We start from the raw sequence: 17,562 nt of genomic DNA on the forward strand, positions 1-17,562 counted from the left end.
GAAGGACGTGGCAGCCTGCGAAAAGTATCGGGGAGCTGGCAACAAGCTTTGATCCGGTAATGTCCGAATGGGGAAACCCACCCGCTTGCGGGTATCCTGCAGTGAATACATAGCTGCTGGAAGCGAACCTGGTGAACTGAAATATCTAAGTAACCAGAGGAAAAGAAATCAACCGAGATTCCCTGAGTAGCGACGAGCGAACGGGGACTAGCCCTTAAGCTGGAATGGTTCTAGAAAAACAGCCTGGAACGGCTGGCCATAGAAGGTGATAGCCCTGTATTTAAAAGGGCCACTCCAGTGAAGACGAGTAGGGCGGGGCACGTGAAACCCTGTCTGAACATGGGGGGACCATCCTCCAAGGCTAAATACTACTGACCGACCGATAGTGAACCAGTACCGTGAGGGAAAGGCGAAAAGAACCCCGGAGAGGGGAGTGAAATAGATCCTGAAACCGTGTGCGTACAAGCAGTAGGAGCTCGAAAGAGTGACTGCGTACCTTTTGTATAATGGGTCAGCGACTTACTGTTCGTGGCAAGCTTAACCGTATAGGGGAGGCGAAGGGAAACCGAGTCTGATAAGGGCGCATAGTCGCGGGCAGTAGACCCGAAACCGGGTGATCTAGTCATGGCCAGGGTGAAGGTGCCGTAACAGGTACTGGAGGCCCGAACCCACGTCTGTTGCAAAAGACGGGGATGAGCTGTGATTAGGAGTGAAAAGCTAATCGAACCCGGAGATAGCTGGTTCTCCTCGAAAGCTATTTAGGTAGCGCCTCATATGTATCCTCTCGGGGGTAGAGCACTGTTATGGCTAGGGGGTCATCGCGACTTACCAAACCATTGCAAACTCCGAATACCGAGACGGACTGTATGGGAGACACACGGCGGGTGCTAACGTCCGTCGTGAAAAGGGAAACAACCCAGACCCACAGCTAAGGTCCCAAATTCACTGCTAAGTGGAAAACCATGTGGAAAGGCACAGACAGCCAGGAGGTTGGCTTAGAAGCAGCCACCCTTTAAAGAAAGCGTAATAGCTCACTGGTCGAGTCGGTCTGCGGGGAAGATTTAACGGGGCTAAGCAGTGAACCGAAGCTTGGGGTGTGCATATTTATATGTACGCGGTAGAGGAGCGTTCCGTAAGCCGTTGAAGGTGGATTGAGAAGTCTGCTGGAGGTATCGGAAGTGCGAATGCTGACATGAGTAACGATAATGCGGGTGAAAAACCCGCACGCCGAAAGCCCAAGGTTTCCTTGCGCAACGTTAATCGGCGCAGGGTGAGTCGGCCCCTAAGGCGAGGACGAAAGTCGTAGTCGATGGGAAGCAGGTTAATATTCCTGCACCTCGCGTAAGTGCGATGGAGGGACGGAGAAGGTTAGGTGTACCCGGCGTTGGTTGTCCGGGGGAAAGGCGGTAGGTTTGGATCTTTGGCAAATCCGGGATCCTTTAAGACCGAGCACCGAGACGAGCCTTTAAGGCGAAGTCACTGATACCACGCTTCCAGGAAAAGCTCCTAAGCTTCAGCTTACGCAGACCGTACCGTAAACCGACACAGGTGGGTAGGATGAGAATTCTCAGGCGCTTGAGAGAACTCGGGTGAAGGAACTAGGCAACATGGCACCGTAACTTCGGGAGAAGGTGCGCCCTTTTTGGTGGCTCATGCGAGCTATAGCTGAAGAGGGCCGCAGTAACCAGGCCGCTGCGACTGTTTATCAAAAACACAGCACTCTGCAAACACGAAAGTGGACGTATAGGGTGTGACGCCTGCCCGGTGCTGGAAGGTTAATTGATGGGGTCAGCCGCAAGGCGAAGCTCTTGATCGAAGCCCCAGTAAACGGCGGCCGTAACTATAACGGTCCTAAGGTAGCGAAATTCCTTGTCGGGTAAGTTCCGACCTGCACGAATGGCGTAACGACAGCGGCGCTGTCTCCACCCGAGACTCAGTGAAATTGAAATCGCTGTGAAGATGCAGCGTTCCCGTGGCAAGACGGAAAGACCCCGTGAACCTTTACTATAGCTTTACACTGAACGTTGAGTTCGTCTGTGTAGGATAGGTGGGAGGCTATGAAACCATGGCGCTAGCTGTGGTGGAGCCATCCTTGAAATACCACCCTGTCGTGCTTGACGTTCTAACCTAGGTCCATAATCTGGATCGGGGACCGTGTATGGTGGGTAGTTTGACTGGGGCGGTCTCCTCCTAAAGAGTAACGGAGGAGCTCGAAGGTACGCTCAGCGCGGTCGGACATCGCGCACTGTGTGCAAAGGCATAAGCGTGCTTGACTGCAAGATCGACGGATCAAGCAGGTAGGAAACTAGGACTTAGTGATCCGGTGGTTCTGTATGGAAGGGCCATCGCTCAACGGATAAAAGGTACTCCGGGGATAACAGGCTGATACCGCCCAAGAGTTCATATCGACGGCGGTGTTTGGCACCTCGATGTCGGCTCATCACATCCTGGGGCTGTAGTCGGTCCCAAGGGTATGGCTGTTCGCCATTTAAAGTGGTACGCGAGCTGGGTTCAGAACGTCGTGAGACAGTTCGGTCCCTATCTGCCATGGGCGTTGGAGATTTGAGAGGGGCTGCTCCTAGTACGAGAGGACCGGAGTGGACGAACCTCTGGTGTTCCGGTTGTCACGCCAGTGGCATTGCCGGGTAGCTATGTTCGGAAGCGATAACCGCTGAAAGCATCTAAGCGGGAAGCGCGCCTCAAGATGAGATCTCCCGGGGCACAAGCCCCCTGAAGGAACCATATAGACTATGTGGTTGATAGGTCAGGTGTGTAAGTACAGCAATGTATTGAGCTAACTGATACTAATGATCCGTGTGGCTTGACCATATAACCTCAAGTTGCCTTGGCCGACATGACATGTCGATAGATCCCAAGTGCACGCTACGTCACAAGACTTACGAGAGGCAGGCGCCTTAATCCGTTCCTTAGGATGGCGACGCTCCAACTGTCTCCCTGGTGAAATTAGCGCTGTGGAACCACCCGATCCCATCCCGAACTCGGAAGTGAAACGCAGCTGCGCCGATGGTAGTGTGGCCTAAGCCATGCGAGAGTAGGTCATCGCCAGGGTTTTTACCCCGAAAACCCCGCTGCTCATGCAGCGGGGTTTTCTTTTATTGCAGGCACCTGGTTTTTGCGGGTATCTGTTTCTCGGAAGAGACCTCTGCTGAGCCGGCGCATCGCGCTGCTCCAACCGTCTCCCTGGTGAAATTAGCGCTGTGGCACCACCCGATCCCATCCCGAACTCGGAAGTGAAACGCAGCTGCGCCGATGGTAGTGTGGCCTAAGCCATGCGAGAGTAGGTCATCGCCAGGGTTTACACCCAAAACCCCGCTGCTCACGCAGCGGGGTTTTTTTTTATCTCTCAACGGATGGGTAGCCTCTCATGTCGAGTCCCTCAGCAGACGCGCACGGTCGTGCGCCTGCGCCTGCGGCTGCTACGGCTGCTACGGCTGCTAGTGCCGGTGCGGCGGGTGCAGTCGGGTAGTTCTGCGCTGTGGGAATGATGGCGTCTCCGCTTGCATCTTCCGCGAGCATAAGGGCCACGTAGCGACCGGCAGGCCCCCTCGGCAAATGTCCCCCGGCCGCCGCCTGACGACGACGGCCTCCTCCTTGATTTTGCCCAGGCGCCTACCGGCCGCTACGCGGCTTGGCGTGCTGTGTGCGGACTGACCAGATCAATCCCAACGCCCGACCAAGCCAGCCGCCGCCGCACTTGGAAAGCTGCCGCGGTTCATGCTCGCCACGCGTAGGGGGAAAAGACCCAAAAAAAACGGCGCCTAGAAAGGCGCCGTTTTCATGAAGCAACGATCACATCACAGCAACCAACCGCTCAGTGCGCAGACTCCGCGGCCGGCGCGTCAGCGCCCTTGCCCTTCATCATCGCATCGCGTGCCGCCTTGAACGGATTGCCTTCGTACCAGTTCGGCCAACGATCGCCGCCGGCGAGTTCCTTGCCAACCCCGTACAGCAGTTGCAGGTCCTCGACCGTGCCATCCAGCTTCCAGGTGGCCGGATCGAACTCATCCTTCGGGCCGTGGTAGCGGTTGCTGCCGTAGTCTTCAGCGGCCTTGCGGCCCGCCTCCACACCGCCCTCGCGCAGATCCTCACCACCGTCGGCATACAGCGCCGGCACACCGGCCTTGGCGAAGTTGAAATGATCCGAACGGAAGTAGAAGCCGCTCTGCACCGCGGTCTCGCCGTGCAGGGTGCGCCCCTGATTGGCGGCCAGCGGCTTGAGAATGTCCTCCAGCTCGGAACTGCCGAAACCGGTCACGGTCATGTCCTTGGCACGGCCGGCCACCGACATCGCATCGATGTTGATCACACCGGCGATCTTGTCCAGCGGGAAGGTCGGGTGGCTGACGTAGTACTTCGAGCCCAGCAGGCCGGACTCTTCCAGCGTCACCGCCAGGAACACCACCGAACGCTCCGGTGCCGGCTGCTGGTGGACCATCGCATCGGCGACTTCCAGGATGCCGGCCACGCCGGTCGCGTTGTCGACGGCACCGTTGTAGATGTTGTCGCCCTGCTCACCCTCGTGCTTGCCCAGGTGATCCCAGTGCGCCATGTACAGCACCGCCTCATCGGCACGCTTGCTGCCCGGCAGGACGCCGACCACGTTGCGCGACTTCTTCTCGGCGATGGTGCTCTTCAGGTCGAACGACACCTTCGCCTTCAGCGGGACCGGTTTGAAGCCGCGCTTGCTGGCGTCCTTGTAGGCCTTGTCCAGATCCAGGCCGGCCTCGGCGAACAGCTGACGCGCGGCCTCGGCGCTCAACCAGCCCTGTGCGGGCAGGCGCGCTTCCGGGTCATCCTTGGCCGGCAGGTCATACTGCGGGCCGGCCCACGAGTTCTTGACCACATCCCAGCCGTACGACGCACCGGCGGTGTCGTGCACGATCAGTGCGGCGGCGGCACCCTTGCGCGCGGCCTCTTCGAATTTGTACGTCCAGCGCCCGTAGTAGGTCATGCGCTTGCCGTCGAACAGCTTCTCGTCGTTGACGTGGAAGCCGGGGTCGTTGACGAACATCACGACCGTCTTGCCCTTCCAGTCCTGGCCGGCATAGTCGTTCCACTTCTGCTCCGGTGCGTCCACGCCGTAGCCGACGAAGACCAGATCGCTGTCCTGGACCTTCACCTCCGGCTGGCCGCTGCGGGTGCCGATCACCATGTCGGTGCCGAACGTCAGCTCGCGGGTTTTGCCCGCCTGGTCCAGCTTGAGCACGGTCGATTCGTCGGCGGTGGTCTCGGTCATCGCCACGTCCTGGAACCAGCTGTCGCCATTGCCCGGCTGCAGGCCGATGCGCTGCATCTGGTCGCGGATGTAATTGACGGTCAATTCTTCGCCCTTGCTGCCCGGCGAACGGCCTTCGAACTCATCCGAGGCCAGGGTCTTGACCAGCTCGGCGAAGTCGTCGGCGTTGATCTCGGGCGAGAACGCGTGGCCCGGTGCGGTGGGCGCCGCGTCGGTGGCGGGCGCTGCGGTGGGCGCGGTGGATTCGCCCTTGCACGCGGTCAACGCAGCGGCAGCGGCAAGGCACAACAGAAGTTTGCGGGGCATCATCGGTTCCTGGAACGGGAAAGGCGGGTGCGCATGGCACCAGTCACCACCATATCAATCCTGTGGCGCGGTGTCGGTATCGAAAGGTACGGCCACGGCGCCGCTGACCCGGCCGATGCGGGCAGTGCGGTGCACGTACAGGGTGACCTCGCGCTCGAACTGCAGCGCTCCGTTGACGGACGCGTTCGGCCCGATGATCACGCGCGGCTTGCGGCCAGGCGTCAGGGACAGGTTGAAGTTCGGCTTCTTGACCTCGATCCCGCCCTCGACCTGCGAGCCCACGCCAACGGTGATGTCGCCGTTGACCGTTTCGATGTTGCGCGCCACGCGCGTTTCGACCAGGCCGATGCTGCCGTTGACGGTTTCCAGGCCGCCATCGATCTGCGTGCCGCGGTCCAGGAAGATGCCGCCGTTGACGGTGTCCACGCCGCCATTGGCAATCACTTCGCGCCCCACCCGCACGCTGCCATTGACGGTCGAAATGCCGCCGGTGCGCGCGCGATCGGCCACCCGGATGCCGCCGTTGACGGTTTCAATGCGACCGGTGACGGCGCCTTCGGCGACCTTGATGCCGCCGTTGACCGTCTCCAGATTGCCGTAGCTCTGGCCAGCCTCGACGGAGATGCTGCCGTTGACCTTGCTGATGTTGTCGCTTGCCAAGGCCGGCGCACAGGGCAGCGTCAGGGCCAGCAGCAGCGGAAGCAGGGAGCGTTTCATGGGAACCTCGATGGTGGAGCGCGGCTGGCAGGCCGCCTGCAGGAATGTCACCATGCATCGTTGCAATCCGCATCTGCCTGAAGTCATTGGAAAGCCCTTGCGCCACAACGCCTTTTCCTCACGCCGGGATAACAATCCGACCGACGAAAGCGGTCGCACGCAGTGGCTGACCCCGGCGTTGCGTGCATTGCTGCTGGCGGTGGCCGTTCTCGGCGCCAGCCCGCTGGCCGCGCAATCTTCCAAGGAAGCCGAACGCAAACTGCAGAAGCTGCGCAGCGAGCTCAAGGGCGTGGCCCAGGAACGCCGGCATCTGGAAGGCCAGCGTGGCCAAGCCTCGCGCCAGCTGCGCGATGCCGACGAGAAGGTCGCCCGCACCGGACGCGTGCTGGCCCAGACCGAGACCGCACTGCAGCGCGAAACCCGCGCTATGAACGAACTGCAGGCCAAGCGTGATGCGTTGCAGGCCGGGCTGGAACAGCAGCGGGCGGAGCTGGCGTCGCTGCTGCGTGCGGCGTACCGCATCGGCAACAACGCACCGCTGAAGCTGCTGCTGTCGCAGGACCGGGTCGCCGATGCGAACCGCAGCCTAGCCTATCACCGGTATCTGCAGCGCGAGCGCGCGCAGCGGATCCAGTCACTGACGGCCGACCTCACCGAACTGCAGCGCGTGGAGACGGAGATCGTCGAACGGCGCAAGGCACTGGAAGGCACCCGCCAGCAGCAGAAGCAGCAGGTCGCCGCGCTGGCCGACGACCGTCGCGAGCGGGCGGCCACGGTGGCCTCGCTGGACGAACGCTACAAAGACCGCAGCGAACGCGAAAAAGCCCTGGGCCAGGATGCCAAGGCGCTGGAAACCCTGCTGGCCAATCTGCGTGCCGCCGCCGCCCGCGCCGAAGCAGAGCGCCGTGCCGCCGCGCGCCGCGCCGCGGCGGACAAAGCCGCTGCCGAGAAGGCCGACCGCGCCGCCGCCGCGAGTGGTACCCGGCCGCCGCCGCGCGCGACCAAGACACCCCCTGCCGTCGCCTCCGCGCCGGCCCCGAAGGTGGGTGGCCTGGGGTGGCCGTTGTCCGGCAACCTGCTTGCCCGCTACGGCGGCAAGCTGCCCGATGGCCGCACCAGCAGCGGGGTGCTGATCGGCGCCCCGGCCGGCAGCACGATCACCGCCGTCGCCGACGGTACGGTGGTGTTCTCCGACTGGATGACCGGCTACGGCATGATCCTGATCGTGGATCACGGTAACGGCTACATGAGCCTTTACGCCCACAACGACACCCTGCTGCGCGATGCCGGCGCCACGGTGAAGAAGGGCGAGGCAGTGGCCAAGGTCGGCAACTCGGGCGGGCAGGGCGTGACCGCGCTGTATTTCGAGCTGCGTCGCAATGGTCAGCCGGTCGACCCGGGCAGCTGGCTGCAACGCCGATAAACCGCGCCCAACGCGGGCGCGCCGCCAGGCACGGAGTTCAACGGGAATTTATCGTCGCTTCGCGCATAATCGGGCGACGCACCCTGGTGCGTGGATAACCGTCCCCCGCTCATCCTGGAGTGCTTCATGCGCGTAGCCCGTTCCGCCACCTTGCTGCTGGCCCTGTTGCCCGCGGTGTCCTGGGCGCAGCAGACCGCCGAAGCGCCGGCACGCGGGGCCGATGCGGCCACCACGGAAGAAGCGGTGACCTCACGGGTTCCGTTGGAAGAGATCCGCCGCTACGTGGCCGTGTACAACGCGGTGCGTGCTGCCTACGTGGATCCGGTCGACGACAAGAAGCTGATGCAGTCCGCCATCCGCGGCCTGCTGCTGGACCTGGATCCGCACAGCACCTATTTCGACAAGGAAGACGCCGAAGCCTTCGATGAGCAGGCCAACGGTGCCTATGACGGCATCGGTGTGGAGCTGCAGCAGCAGCCCGACAACAGCAGCCTGAAAGTCATTTCCCCGATCGACGATACCCCGGCAACCCGCGCGGGCATTCTGGCCGGCGATCTGATCATCGCCATCGACGGCAAGCCGATCAGCGCGATCGAAGCCACCGAGCCGCTGCGTGGCGCCGCCGGTACCAAGGTCGTGCTGACCCTGGTGCGCGAGGGCAAGCCCAAGCCGTTCGATGTCACCGTCACCCGCGAGACCATCCGCGTGACCAGCGTGCGCAGCAAGATGCTGGAACCTGGCTATGGCTACATCCGCCTGAGCACCTTCCAGGCCGACACCGGTGCCGATTTCCAGAAGCACGTCGCCCAGCTGCAGCAGCAGGCCGGTGGCAAGCTGAAGGGCCTGGTGCTGGATCTGCGCAGCAACCCGGGGGGCCTGCTCACCGCCGCCGTGCAGGTGGCCGACGATCTGCTCGAGAAGGGCAACATCGTCAGCACCCGCGGCCGCATCTCGATCAGCGATGCCCGCTTCGATGCGACCCCGGGTGATCTGCTCAAGGGGGCCCCGGTCGTGGTGCTTGCCGACGCCGGCTCGGCCAGTGCGTCTGAAGTGCTGGCCGGCGCGTTGCGCGACAACGGCCGCGCGCGCGTGGTCGGCAGCCGCACCTTCGGCAAGGGCTCGGTGCAGACCGTGCTGCCGCTGGACAACGGGGACTCGGTGAAACTCACGACCGCGCGGTATTTCACGCCGAGCGGCAAGTCGATCCAGGCCACCGGCATCATTCCCGATGTGCTGCTGCAGCCGGAAAAGCGTGCCGGCGATGACGACCTGCCGGCCAGCCTGACCGACTACAGCGAAGCCACGCTGCCCGGCCACCTGCGCGGTGACGAAGAAGGCACAGAAGGCTACAAGGCCGGTGACGTGCTGCCGGGCGATGGCCCGATCAACGATGCCCTGGCCGAGTTGAAGCAACCGGGTTCGGTGCTGGCTAGGCAGAAGGCGGACGCGGCGAAGAAGCCGGCGCCGAAGCCGGCAGCGGCAGCGGTCAAGCCGGTAGAGGCGAAGCCGGCAGATACGAAGCCAGCCGATGCAAAGCCAGCCGAGCAGCCTGCTGCTGCGCCGGCGACGCCCGCGCCGGCCAAGCCAGATGCACCGGCCTCGACGGTGCCGATCAAGCCCTGACCGGTAGTGCCGGCCGCCGGCCGGCTCCCCGCGCCATCGGCATCATGCGAAGCCAGACAGCGGCCGGGATGACTCCCACGGCGGCGGTTGTTGGCCTAGAACCCGTGCCGCTTGCGCAGCCGCCGCGCGATCGCCGCGCGCACATACACGCCATAGCCGAGCCCGAACACGAAGCCGGCGATGTGCGCCCACCACGCGACCATGCCGAAGGTCGGGCCGATGTAGGCGAACACCACCTGCAGCGCCGCCCAGACCCCGATCAGCAAATAGGCCGGGGCGCGCACGAATTCCAGGAACAGGCCCAGCGGAATCACCACGCCCAGCCGCGCGCCCGGGAACAGGGCCAGGTAGGCGCCGATCAAGGCCGACACCGCGCCGCTGGCCCCGATGATGATCTGGTCCGGGCTGCCCATGGTGTAGATCGCGGTGAGGTTGGAAATCGCCCCGCCGACCAGGAACAGCAGCATCAGCCGCCATGGCCCCAGCACGCGCTCGGCCGGCAGCCCGAAGATCAGCAGGAACACCAGGTTGCCGAGCAGGTGTGACCAGTCCGCGTGCAGGAACAGCGCGGTGAACAGCCGCAGCACGCTGCCATCCTGCAGGGTCGCCCACCAGTCCAGCGGGTGGGTCAGGCCGGTGGAGAGGGCGCCCCAGTCCATCCACAGGCTGCGCCGCGCGTCGTCCGGGCGGGAGATCGACCACAGGAAGGCGACCCATAGCGCCGCGAACAGCAGGGGGGTGGCCCAGCGGTAGGCGGCTTTCTTGCGGGAGGGGGTGGACACGAACATGCGGGCACTAGCCTAGCGCGGCGGCTGACCTGACGGGGATATGTCGTGTTCAGCATGAATAGCCACAAGGGCGACTCACGTTATTGTTTCATTAACCGCTCTCGGTATACTCGCATACGGCGTCGTATGTCGGGAGGGGAATCCGGCGCGTTGTCCTGACCCATCAAGGGGAGGGGCGGCGCAGGCGCGCGTTGCCAACATCACCGCTTTCCGGAGAGAACCAACAATGCATACCGCTTCCACTCTTGCCCGCGTCACCGCCCTGGCCGTCGGCATCGCCGGTGTCCTGGCCGTGGGCCACGTCCACGCCGCCGCCTTCCAGCTGAAGGAAAACAGCGCCAAGGGCCTGGGCCGCGCCTTTGCCGGTTCCGGCAGCGCCGCCGGCGACGCCTCGATCATGGCCGTCAACCCGGCTGGCATGCGCCAGCTCGAAGGCACCCAGATCCAGGGCGACCTGAGCGCGATCAGCTTCTCGGCCAAGTACAAGGGCACCGGCCGCAACGGCGTAGGTCAGCCGCAGACGGGCGGTAACGGCGGCGACGCCGGCATGATCGCCCCGGTTCCGGCCGCGTACTTCCACATGCCGATCGGCGAGCAGGCGCACTTCGGCGTCTCGCTGACCGCCCCGTTCGGTTTCAAGACCGATTACGACAATGGCTGGGTCGGCCGTTACAGCGGCCTGAAGACCGACATGAAGGCCATCGACCTGGGCTTCGCCGCGTCCTATGACGTCAACCCGTACGTGTCCTTCGGTGCATCCGTGTTCGTCGAGCACCTGACCATCGAGCTGAGCCAGGCAATCGACTTCGGCGCCAGCTTGGCCGCCCAGCGCGTTCCGGGTTTCCGCCCGGGCAACGCCGATGGCAAGCTGACCGTGGAAGGCGACAACAACGCCGTGGGCTGGACCGTCGGCGGCTTGTTCAGCCCCGATGAGAACACCCACATCGGCATCAGCTACCGTTCCAAGGTCGAGCACAAGATCACCGGCGGTGATGCAACCTTCGTCGTGCCGCCTGACGCTGCCAAGGTGCTCCAGGTCGCTGCACCAGGCCAGTTCGTCAGCACCAGCGGCAAGGCCACGTTGACCCTGCCGGCCTCGGCGACCCTGAGCGTCACCCACAACATCAATGACCGCTGGACCGTCATGGGTGATGTGACCCGCACTGCGTGGTCGACCGCCTTCGACACGGTCACCATCGACTTCGCCTCCAACCAGCCGAACTCGGACCTGAACTTCGGTTACCGCGACACGACCTTCGTCTCGCTGGGTACCGATTACAAGCTGAGCGACACCGTGACCCTGCGTGGCGGTGTAGCGCTGGATCAGACCCCGACCACCGACGCCCACCGCGACGTGCGCGTGCCGGATACCAGCCGCAAGTGGCTGTCGCTGGGCGTGGGCTGGACCCCGTCGGCGAACACCGAATACAACTTCGGTTACACCCACCTGTTCACCAGCGAGCCGAACCTCATCGTTCCGGCGAACGCTGGCAACCAGGGCAACTCGCTCAACGGCAAGTACAAGGTCCGTGGCGACGTGCTGGCCGCTTCGTTCAACTACAAGTTCTGATCAACGCACCACTGATCGGTTGAACGCAGCAGCAGAAAACCCCGCGAAAGCGGGGTTTTTTGTTGCCCGTAGACAATGCGGCTGGCCAGGCGCAACTGCCTCAGCGCAACTGCCGCGGCGTAGCATTCAGGCGCTTGCGCATCAGCCGGCGCAGCGCGGTGGGATCGCGGTAGCCCACGCGCTCGGCCACGGTCTCCACCGAGTAGCGGCTGTTCTCCAGCAGGGCGCGCGCCTGGTTCAACTGCACGCCGCGGATCAGGTGCAGCGGCCCTTGCCCGGTCGCCTTGCTCACCTGCCGCGACAGCGTGCGCGTGGACATACCGGCGTGCGCGGCGAGTGCGCCGACACTGACCGTGGCCGGCAGCGTGGCTTCGATGTGCGCGGTGAGCGAGGCGATCAACGCATTGCCCTGCGCCATCATCGCCGGGACCATGAAGGGGGATTGCAGCTGCCGGCGATCCAGCAGCAATGCCCGCGCCACCGCATCGGGCAGTGCCGGCCCGAAGCGCTGCCGCAGCAGGTACAGCATCAGATCGGTATGCCCGAGCGCGGCGCCTGCGGTGATCACCGGCGTGTCGTCGATCACCATGCGGTCCGGATCGACCTGGCACTCCGGGGCTTGCCGCTGCAACGCGCCGGCCAGCCACCAGGTGGTGGTCACGCTGCGCCCGGCCAGCAGCCCGGCGTCGTGCAGCAGGAAGACGGACGCACACGAGGCCGCGACACGCCCGCCGGCCGCCACGTGCGCGCGCAGTGCCCGCCGCACGCCCGGGATGTCTGGATCGCGCAGGCGCTGTGCGATGGCCTCGGGATCCTCCACGCCGAGCCCGGGCACGATCCAGCACGAGTGCGGCTCGGCGACGCGCGGCAGCGGCTGCGCACGCAGCTGCAGGTGCGTGCCCAGGCGGACAGCGCCGCGTGCCGGACTGCAGACCTGCCAGCGCGGCACCGGCAACCCCAGGCGCGGTGCGAGCGTGGCGGCCGTGGTGAGGATGTCCAGGGTCAGCGCAACGCTGGAGGCGAATGCACCGGGCAGGACGATGACGGTGAAATCATGCATTGGCTGATTGTGCACGAAAGATGTCACATCGGCCGATGGTGCCGTCTGTGGCGTTCGGCTCCAATGGGGTCCCGTCGGCGGCGCGCGACGCGCATCTGAGAACCGCGCAGCCATTGCACCCCAGCCGCGCTGCGCCTCGGCCTGACCGCCGGCGGCCCCTGCCAAAGAGGAGAACGCCATGCCCCCGTTGTCCGGTTCCTGCCACTGCGGCAAGGTGCGCTTCGAGGTGGAGGCCACGTCCGCGCCCGTGTTCGAGTGCACCTGTTCGCTGTGTCACCGCCGCGGTGCGGTATGGCAGCTCGTGGACGCCCCGCAGTTCCGCCTGCTCGAGGGCGAGGCGGATCTGTCGACGTATCGCTTCGGCACGCGCACGGCGGCGCACTTCTTCTGCCGTCACTGCGGCGTAGGGCCCTTCAGTCATCCGCGCATCGCGCCGGACAAATGGGTGGTCAACCTGCGCTGTGTGGACGGCGCGGATCTGTCCACGCAGGTGATCCAGTGTTTCGACGGACGGCACTGGGAGCAGGCCGTCGCGGCGCTGATGGGGAAGCGCGGTTCAAGGTAACGAGCAGGCCGCCATCAGGGCGTACAATCCCCGCCCGGATGGCGCCCCTGCCGTCCCGTGCTTACTGACAAGGATCTGTATATGTCGTCTCTGCTGCTGCGCTCCTCGCTTGCTCTCGGTCTGGCCAGCTTCGCGCTGCCGGCCCTGGCTGCACCGGATTTTGCGGCCTGCTTTACCCTGACCCCGGGCATGTCGTGGTCCAACAGCGATGAAACGCTGACCATCGAGAAGGCCACCTTCGCCGGCCAGAATGCAATCAAAGTGAGCAGCGCCGGTGGTGGCGTTGGCATGGCCAGCTACTACGATGCCAGCGGGCGCCAGCTCCTCGGCCAGGAGCGCCTCGGCATTTCCGCCTGGGGTGGCGACGCATCCAAGCCGGTGATGACCGACATCTTCAAGCCTGCGCCGACGTTCCCGCAGAGCGCCAAGCCGGGCGATCGTTTCGAAGTCAACGGCAAGGGCGAGCGCACGAACCATGTCGAAGAGACGGTCGAGCCGATCGATTACGACGGCTTCTCCGATTACACCTTCGTCGGCTTCGAAGATCTGGAGACGGAAGTCGGCTACCAGCCGCGGACCTTCAAGGACACCTGCCACGTCACGGCGACCTTCGAAGACAACCGTATCGAGGCCTGGTACGCCGCCGGCTTCGGCCGCATCAAGTTCGAGCGCTACCTGGGCAACGAACTGCTGATGCGCGATGAGATCGAGTCCATCGAAGAGTAATACCCACAAAAAACCCCGCTTTCGCGGGGTTTTTCGTTCAACGCACGCGCGCTGGAATCAGTCGCCCAGCGTCAGCAGCGAGGCATTGCCGCCAGCGGCCGTGGTGTTCACGGTGACGGTCTTTTCAGTGGCGAAGCGCAGCAGGTAGTGCGGGCCGCCGGCCTTCGGGCCGGTACCGGACAGGCCCTGGCCGCCGAACGGCTGCACGCCGACCACCGCACCGATCTGGTTGCGGTTGACGTACACGTTGCCGACATTGATGCGCGAGGAGATGCGGTCGACGGTTTCGTCGATGCGCGAATGCACGCCCAGGGTCAGACCGTAGCCGGTCGCGTTGATCTGGTCGATCACCGCATCAAGCTGATCGCCCTTCCAGCGGATCACGTGCAGCACCGGCCCGAAGATTTCCTTGTGCAGCTGGTCCAGGTTCTTCAGCTCGTACGCACGCGGGGCGAAGAAGGTGCCGTGCGCCGCTTCGTCGCTGAGCGTGGCAGCGGCGATCAGGCGCGCTTCCTTCTCCATGCGCACGGCATGGTCCTTGAGAATCTGCAGCGCATCGGCATCGATCACCGGGCCGACATCCGTGGAGAGCAGGCCCGGGTCACCGACCTTCAGCTCGGCCATCGCGCCGGACAGCATGGTCATCACCTTGTCGGCGATGTCGTCCTGCACGAACAGCACGCGTGCGGCCGAGCAGCGCTGGCCGGCGGAGGTGAAGGCCGACCCGATCGCGTCCTTGACCAGCTGTTCCGGCAGCGCCGAGGAGTCGGCAATGAAGGCGTTCTGGCCGCCGGTCTCGGCGATCAGCACACCGATCGCGGCATCGCGTGCGGCCATCGCACGGTTGATCGCACGGGCGGTGTCGGTGGAGCCGGTGAAGGCGACGCCGGCCACGCGCGGGTCGGCGGTCAGCGCGGCGCCAACGGTCGCACCGTCGCCCGGCAGGAACTGCAGCACGCCTTCGGGCACGCCGGCGTCGAGCAGCAGCTTCACCGCGTAGTAGCCGATCAGGTTGGTCTGCTCGGCCGGCTTGGCGATCACGCTGTTGCCGGCCGCCAGTGCGGCGCTGACCTGGCCCAGGAAGATTGCCAGCGGGAAGTTCCACGGGCTGATGCAGACGAACACACCGCGGCCATGCAGCTGCAGCTCGTTGGATTCACCGGTCGGGCTCGGCAGCTTCTCGGCATGGCCGAACTGCTCGCGCGCCTGCTTGGCGTAGTAGCGCAGGAAGTCGACCGCTTCGCGCACTTCGGCGATGCCGTCGGGCAGGCTCTTGCCGGCTTCCTTGACGCACAGCGCCATGAACTCCGGCAGGCGTGCTTCCAGCTGGTCGGCAGCGTGCTCGAGGATCGCTGCGCGGCTGGCGGCCGGGGTGCGGTTCCAGGCCGGCTGCGCGGCCACGGCATTGGCCAGTGCCTTTTCCACGGTGGCGCTGTCGGCCGGCTGCCATTGGCCGACGACCTGGCGGGTATCAGACGGGTTGGTCACGTTCAACAGCGCACCGGTCGGGTTGGCACCCGGCACCAGCGGCGCGGCGTGCCACCCGCCCTTACCCGGCGCGGGCACGGCCGCGTTGAGCTGCTCGGCCAGAGCGCGCAGATCGTTGTCGTTGGCGAGATTGACGCCCATGGAGTTCTTCCTGTCATGGTTCTGGCTGCGCAGCAGATCGACCGGCAGCGGGATTTTCGGATGCGGGATGGACGCGAACGAGGAGACCACGTCCACCGGATCGCGGATCAGGTCGTCGATGGCTACGTTCTCGTCGGTAATGCGGTTGACGAAGCTGGAATTGGCGCCGTTTTCGAGCAGGCGGCGCACCAGGTACGGCAGCAGGTCTTCATGCGAACCGACTGGCGCGTACACGCGGCACGGCACGTTCAGACGGTCGGCCGGCACCACTTCGGCATACAGGTCATCACCCATGCCGTGGAGTTTCTGGTGCTCGTACTGGCCGCCCTTGGCGATCGCCTGCACGGCCGCGATGGTGTGCGCGTTGTGCGTGGCGAACATCGGGTAGATCGCATCGCTGTGCGTGAACAGCCGCTTGGCGCAGGCCAGGTAGGACACGTCGGTGTTCTGCTTGCGGGTGAACACCGGGTAGGCCGGCAGACCGTCGATCTGCGCGCGCTTGATCTCCGCGTCCCAGTAAGCGCCCTTGACCAGACGCACCTGCAGGCGGCGACCGATGCGGCGGGCCAGATCGGCCAGGTAGTCGATCGTGTACGGCGTGCGCTTCTGATACGACTGCACGACCACGCCGAAGCCTTCCCAGCCGGCGAGCGAGGCGTCGCTGACCACGGTTTCGATGATGTCCAGCGACAGCTCCAGGCGGTCGGTCTCTTCGGCGTCCACGGTGCAGCCGATACCGTAGGACTTGGCCAGCTGCGCCAGTTCCAGCACACCCGGGACCAGGTCGGCCATGACGCGTACGCGCTTGGCGTGCTCATAGCGCGGGTACAGCGCGGAGAGCTTGATCGAGATGCCTGGTGCCGAATTGACGTCGCCATCGGGACGGCCGCCGCGGGCCTTGTGGTCGCCACCGATCGAGTGGATCGCACGGCGGTAGTCTTCCAGGTAACGCTTGGCGTCCTTCATGGTCAGCGCGCCTTCGCCGAGCATGTCGAACGAATAGCGGTAATTGGCGTTGTCGCCCTTGTGCGAGCGCGACAGCGCTTCGTCGATGGTGCGGCCCATGACGAACTGGTGACCCATGATCTTCATCGCCTGGCGCACGGCCAGGCGGATCACCGGCTCGCCCACGCGACCGATCAGGCGCTTGAACGCGCCCGGCACATCGGCGCGGGTGGCATCGTTGATCTGCACCAGGCGGCCGGTCAGCATCAGGCCCCAGGTGGAAGCATTGACCAGCACCGAGTCGCTGCCGCCCATGTGCTTCTTCCAGTCGGCATCGCCGAGCTTGTCGCGGATCAGTTTGTCGGCCGTCTCCTGGTCCGGAATGCGCAGCAGGGCTTCGGCCACGCACATCAGCAGCACGCCTTCCTCGCTGCCCAGATCGTACTGGCGCATGAAGGCCTCGATCGCGCCCTGATCCTGTGCACGCACGCGCACGCGCTTGACCAGGTCGGCAGCGGTGGCCTGCACCCTGGCCTGCTCGGCGGCGGGCAGGCGTGCCTGCTCCAGCAGCTCGCGCACATGGGTAGCCTCGTCCTTCAACCAGGCATCAGTGATCGCCTGGCGGAACGCGTTGGGAACGGCCGGCAGCTCGGGGGACAGCAGCGGCGGGCGGGCGCCACCGGACGACGCCGGGGCAGGGGGGAGGACAGAGGATGCAGTCATGCCAGTCGGCTCGTGGAGAACTTGACCATTTTAATCGTTTTTTGGGCGAGTCAAGCGCTTTGCGTAGCCTTCGCCACCCATCGCATAGCCTTTCATACAGGGGGATTCGGCGGAATCGACCCGGGTGCGATTTATTGTGCTGATTTCGTCAAAACGGCCGCCGCACGTGATGCTGTATTGCAACATTCCTGAAACTGTGAATGGACCCTTGCTACTCGCTGGAGAGCAGG

10 protein-coding genes and 3 rRNA genes (1 of these 13 running past the window's edge) are annotated in these 17,562 nt (G+C 64.4%); 8 read left to right on the top strand and 5 right to left on the bottom strand.

Annotated features, from left to right (window positions below):
- From ACTT2I_RS00020 to rrf (ACTT2I_RS00030), 3 genes are all read left to right on the top strand, one after another.
- Positions 1-2,829 (top strand): 23S ribosomal RNA (locus ACTT2I_RS00020); it begins 50 nt to the left of the window's first position.
- A 125-nt stretch (positions 2,830-2,954) separates the two neighbouring features.
- Positions 2,955-3,069 (top strand): 5S ribosomal RNA (gene rrf / locus ACTT2I_RS00025).
- A 131-nt stretch (positions 3,070-3,200) separates the two neighbouring features.
- Positions 3,201-3,315: ribosomal RNA gene (rrf, locus tag ACTT2I_RS00030) — 5S ribosomal RNA — on the top strand.
- 517 nt (positions 3,316-3,832) lie between these two features.
- Here rrf (ACTT2I_RS00030) and ACTT2I_RS00035 read toward each other — a convergent pair.
- Both ACTT2I_RS00035 and ACTT2I_RS00040 read right to left on the bottom strand, forming a co-directional pair.
- The gene (locus ACTT2I_RS00035) at positions 3,833-5,563 is read right to left on the bottom strand and encodes a M28 family metallopeptidase (protein WP_421100706.1); all 1,731 of its coding nucleotides are present in this window, start codon (positions 5,561-5,563) and stop codon (positions 3,833-3,835) included.
- 54 nt (positions 5,564-5,617) lie between these two features.
- A complete protein-coding gene (locus tag ACTT2I_RS00040) occupies positions 5,618-6,280 on the bottom strand; it encodes a hypothetical protein (RefSeq protein ID WP_421100705.1) in 663 nt (220 codons plus the stop codon).
- Between the two features lie 97 nt (positions 6,281-6,377).
- Here ACTT2I_RS00040 and ACTT2I_RS00045 point away from each other — a divergent pair, with 97 nt between their 5' ends.
- Together ACTT2I_RS00045 and ACTT2I_RS00050 are read left to right on the top strand one after the other, a co-directional pair.
- Positions 6,378-7,703: a murein hydrolase activator EnvC family protein gene (locus tag ACTT2I_RS00045; RefSeq protein WP_421100709.1), complete on the top strand. Its 1,326-nt coding sequence runs from the start codon at positions 6,378-6,380 to the stop codon at positions 7,701-7,703.
- A gap of 126 nt (positions 7,704-7,829) precedes the next feature.
- Positions 7,830-9,326, top strand: coding sequence for a S41 family peptidase (locus ACTT2I_RS00050; RefSeq protein ID WP_421100704.1), 1,497 nt, complete (start codon positions 7,830-7,832; stop codon positions 9,324-9,326).
- 95 nt (positions 9,327-9,421) lie between these two features.
- Here ACTT2I_RS00050 and ACTT2I_RS00055 read toward each other — a convergent pair whose 3' ends face one another.
- Positions 9,422-10,114, bottom strand: a complete 693-nt coding sequence (locus tag ACTT2I_RS00055) for a rhomboid family intramembrane serine protease (RefSeq protein ID WP_019186003.1) — start codon at positions 10,112-10,114, stop codon at positions 9,422-9,424.
- Positions 10,115-10,340: 226 nt separating this feature from the next.
- On the opposite strand from ACTT2I_RS00055, the gene ACTT2I_RS00060 reads away from it, so the two are divergent.
- The gene (locus tag ACTT2I_RS00060) at positions 10,341-11,684 is read left to right on the top strand and encodes an outer membrane protein transport protein (protein WP_421100703.1); all 1,344 of its coding nucleotides are present in this window, start codon (positions 10,341-10,343) and stop codon (positions 11,682-11,684) included.
- A 100-nt stretch (positions 11,685-11,784) separates the two neighbouring features.
- Here ACTT2I_RS00060 and ACTT2I_RS00065 read toward each other — a convergent pair whose 3' ends face one another.
- Positions 11,785-12,744: a GlxA family transcriptional regulator gene (locus ACTT2I_RS00065; protein ID WP_421100702.1), complete on the bottom strand. Its 960-nt coding sequence runs from the start codon at positions 12,742-12,744 to the stop codon at positions 11,785-11,787.
- Positions 12,745-12,922: 178 nt separating this feature from the next.
- On the opposite strand from ACTT2I_RS00065, the gene ACTT2I_RS00070 reads away from it, so the two are divergent.
- Positions 12,923-13,309 (top strand): GFA family protein, encoded by a 387-nt coding sequence (locus ACTT2I_RS00070; protein ID WP_088434551.1) that lies wholly within the window; start codon positions 12,923-12,925, stop codon positions 13,307-13,309.
- 81 nt (positions 13,310-13,390) lie between these two features.
- Entirely contained in the window at positions 13,391-14,035 is a 645-nt protein-coding gene (locus ACTT2I_RS00075) for a hypothetical protein (RefSeq protein ID WP_293980880.1), read from the top strand.
- Positions 14,036-14,092: 57 nt separating this feature from the next.
- Here ACTT2I_RS00075 and putA read toward each other — a convergent pair whose 3' ends face one another.
- Positions 14,093-17,332, bottom strand: a complete 3,240-nt coding sequence (putA, locus tag ACTT2I_RS00080) for a bifunctional proline dehydrogenase/L-glutamate gamma-semialdehyde dehydrogenase PutA (RefSeq protein WP_421100701.1) — start codon at positions 17,330-17,332, stop codon at positions 14,093-14,095.
- Between the last annotated feature and the right edge of the window lie 230 nt (positions 17,333-17,562).

Source organism: Stenotrophomonas sp. PUT21 (assembly GCF_052232875.1).
In the GTDB taxonomy this organism is placed as follows: domain Bacteria; phylum Pseudomonadota; class Gammaproteobacteria; order Xanthomonadales; family Xanthomonadaceae; genus Stenotrophomonas; species Stenotrophomonas maltophilia_N.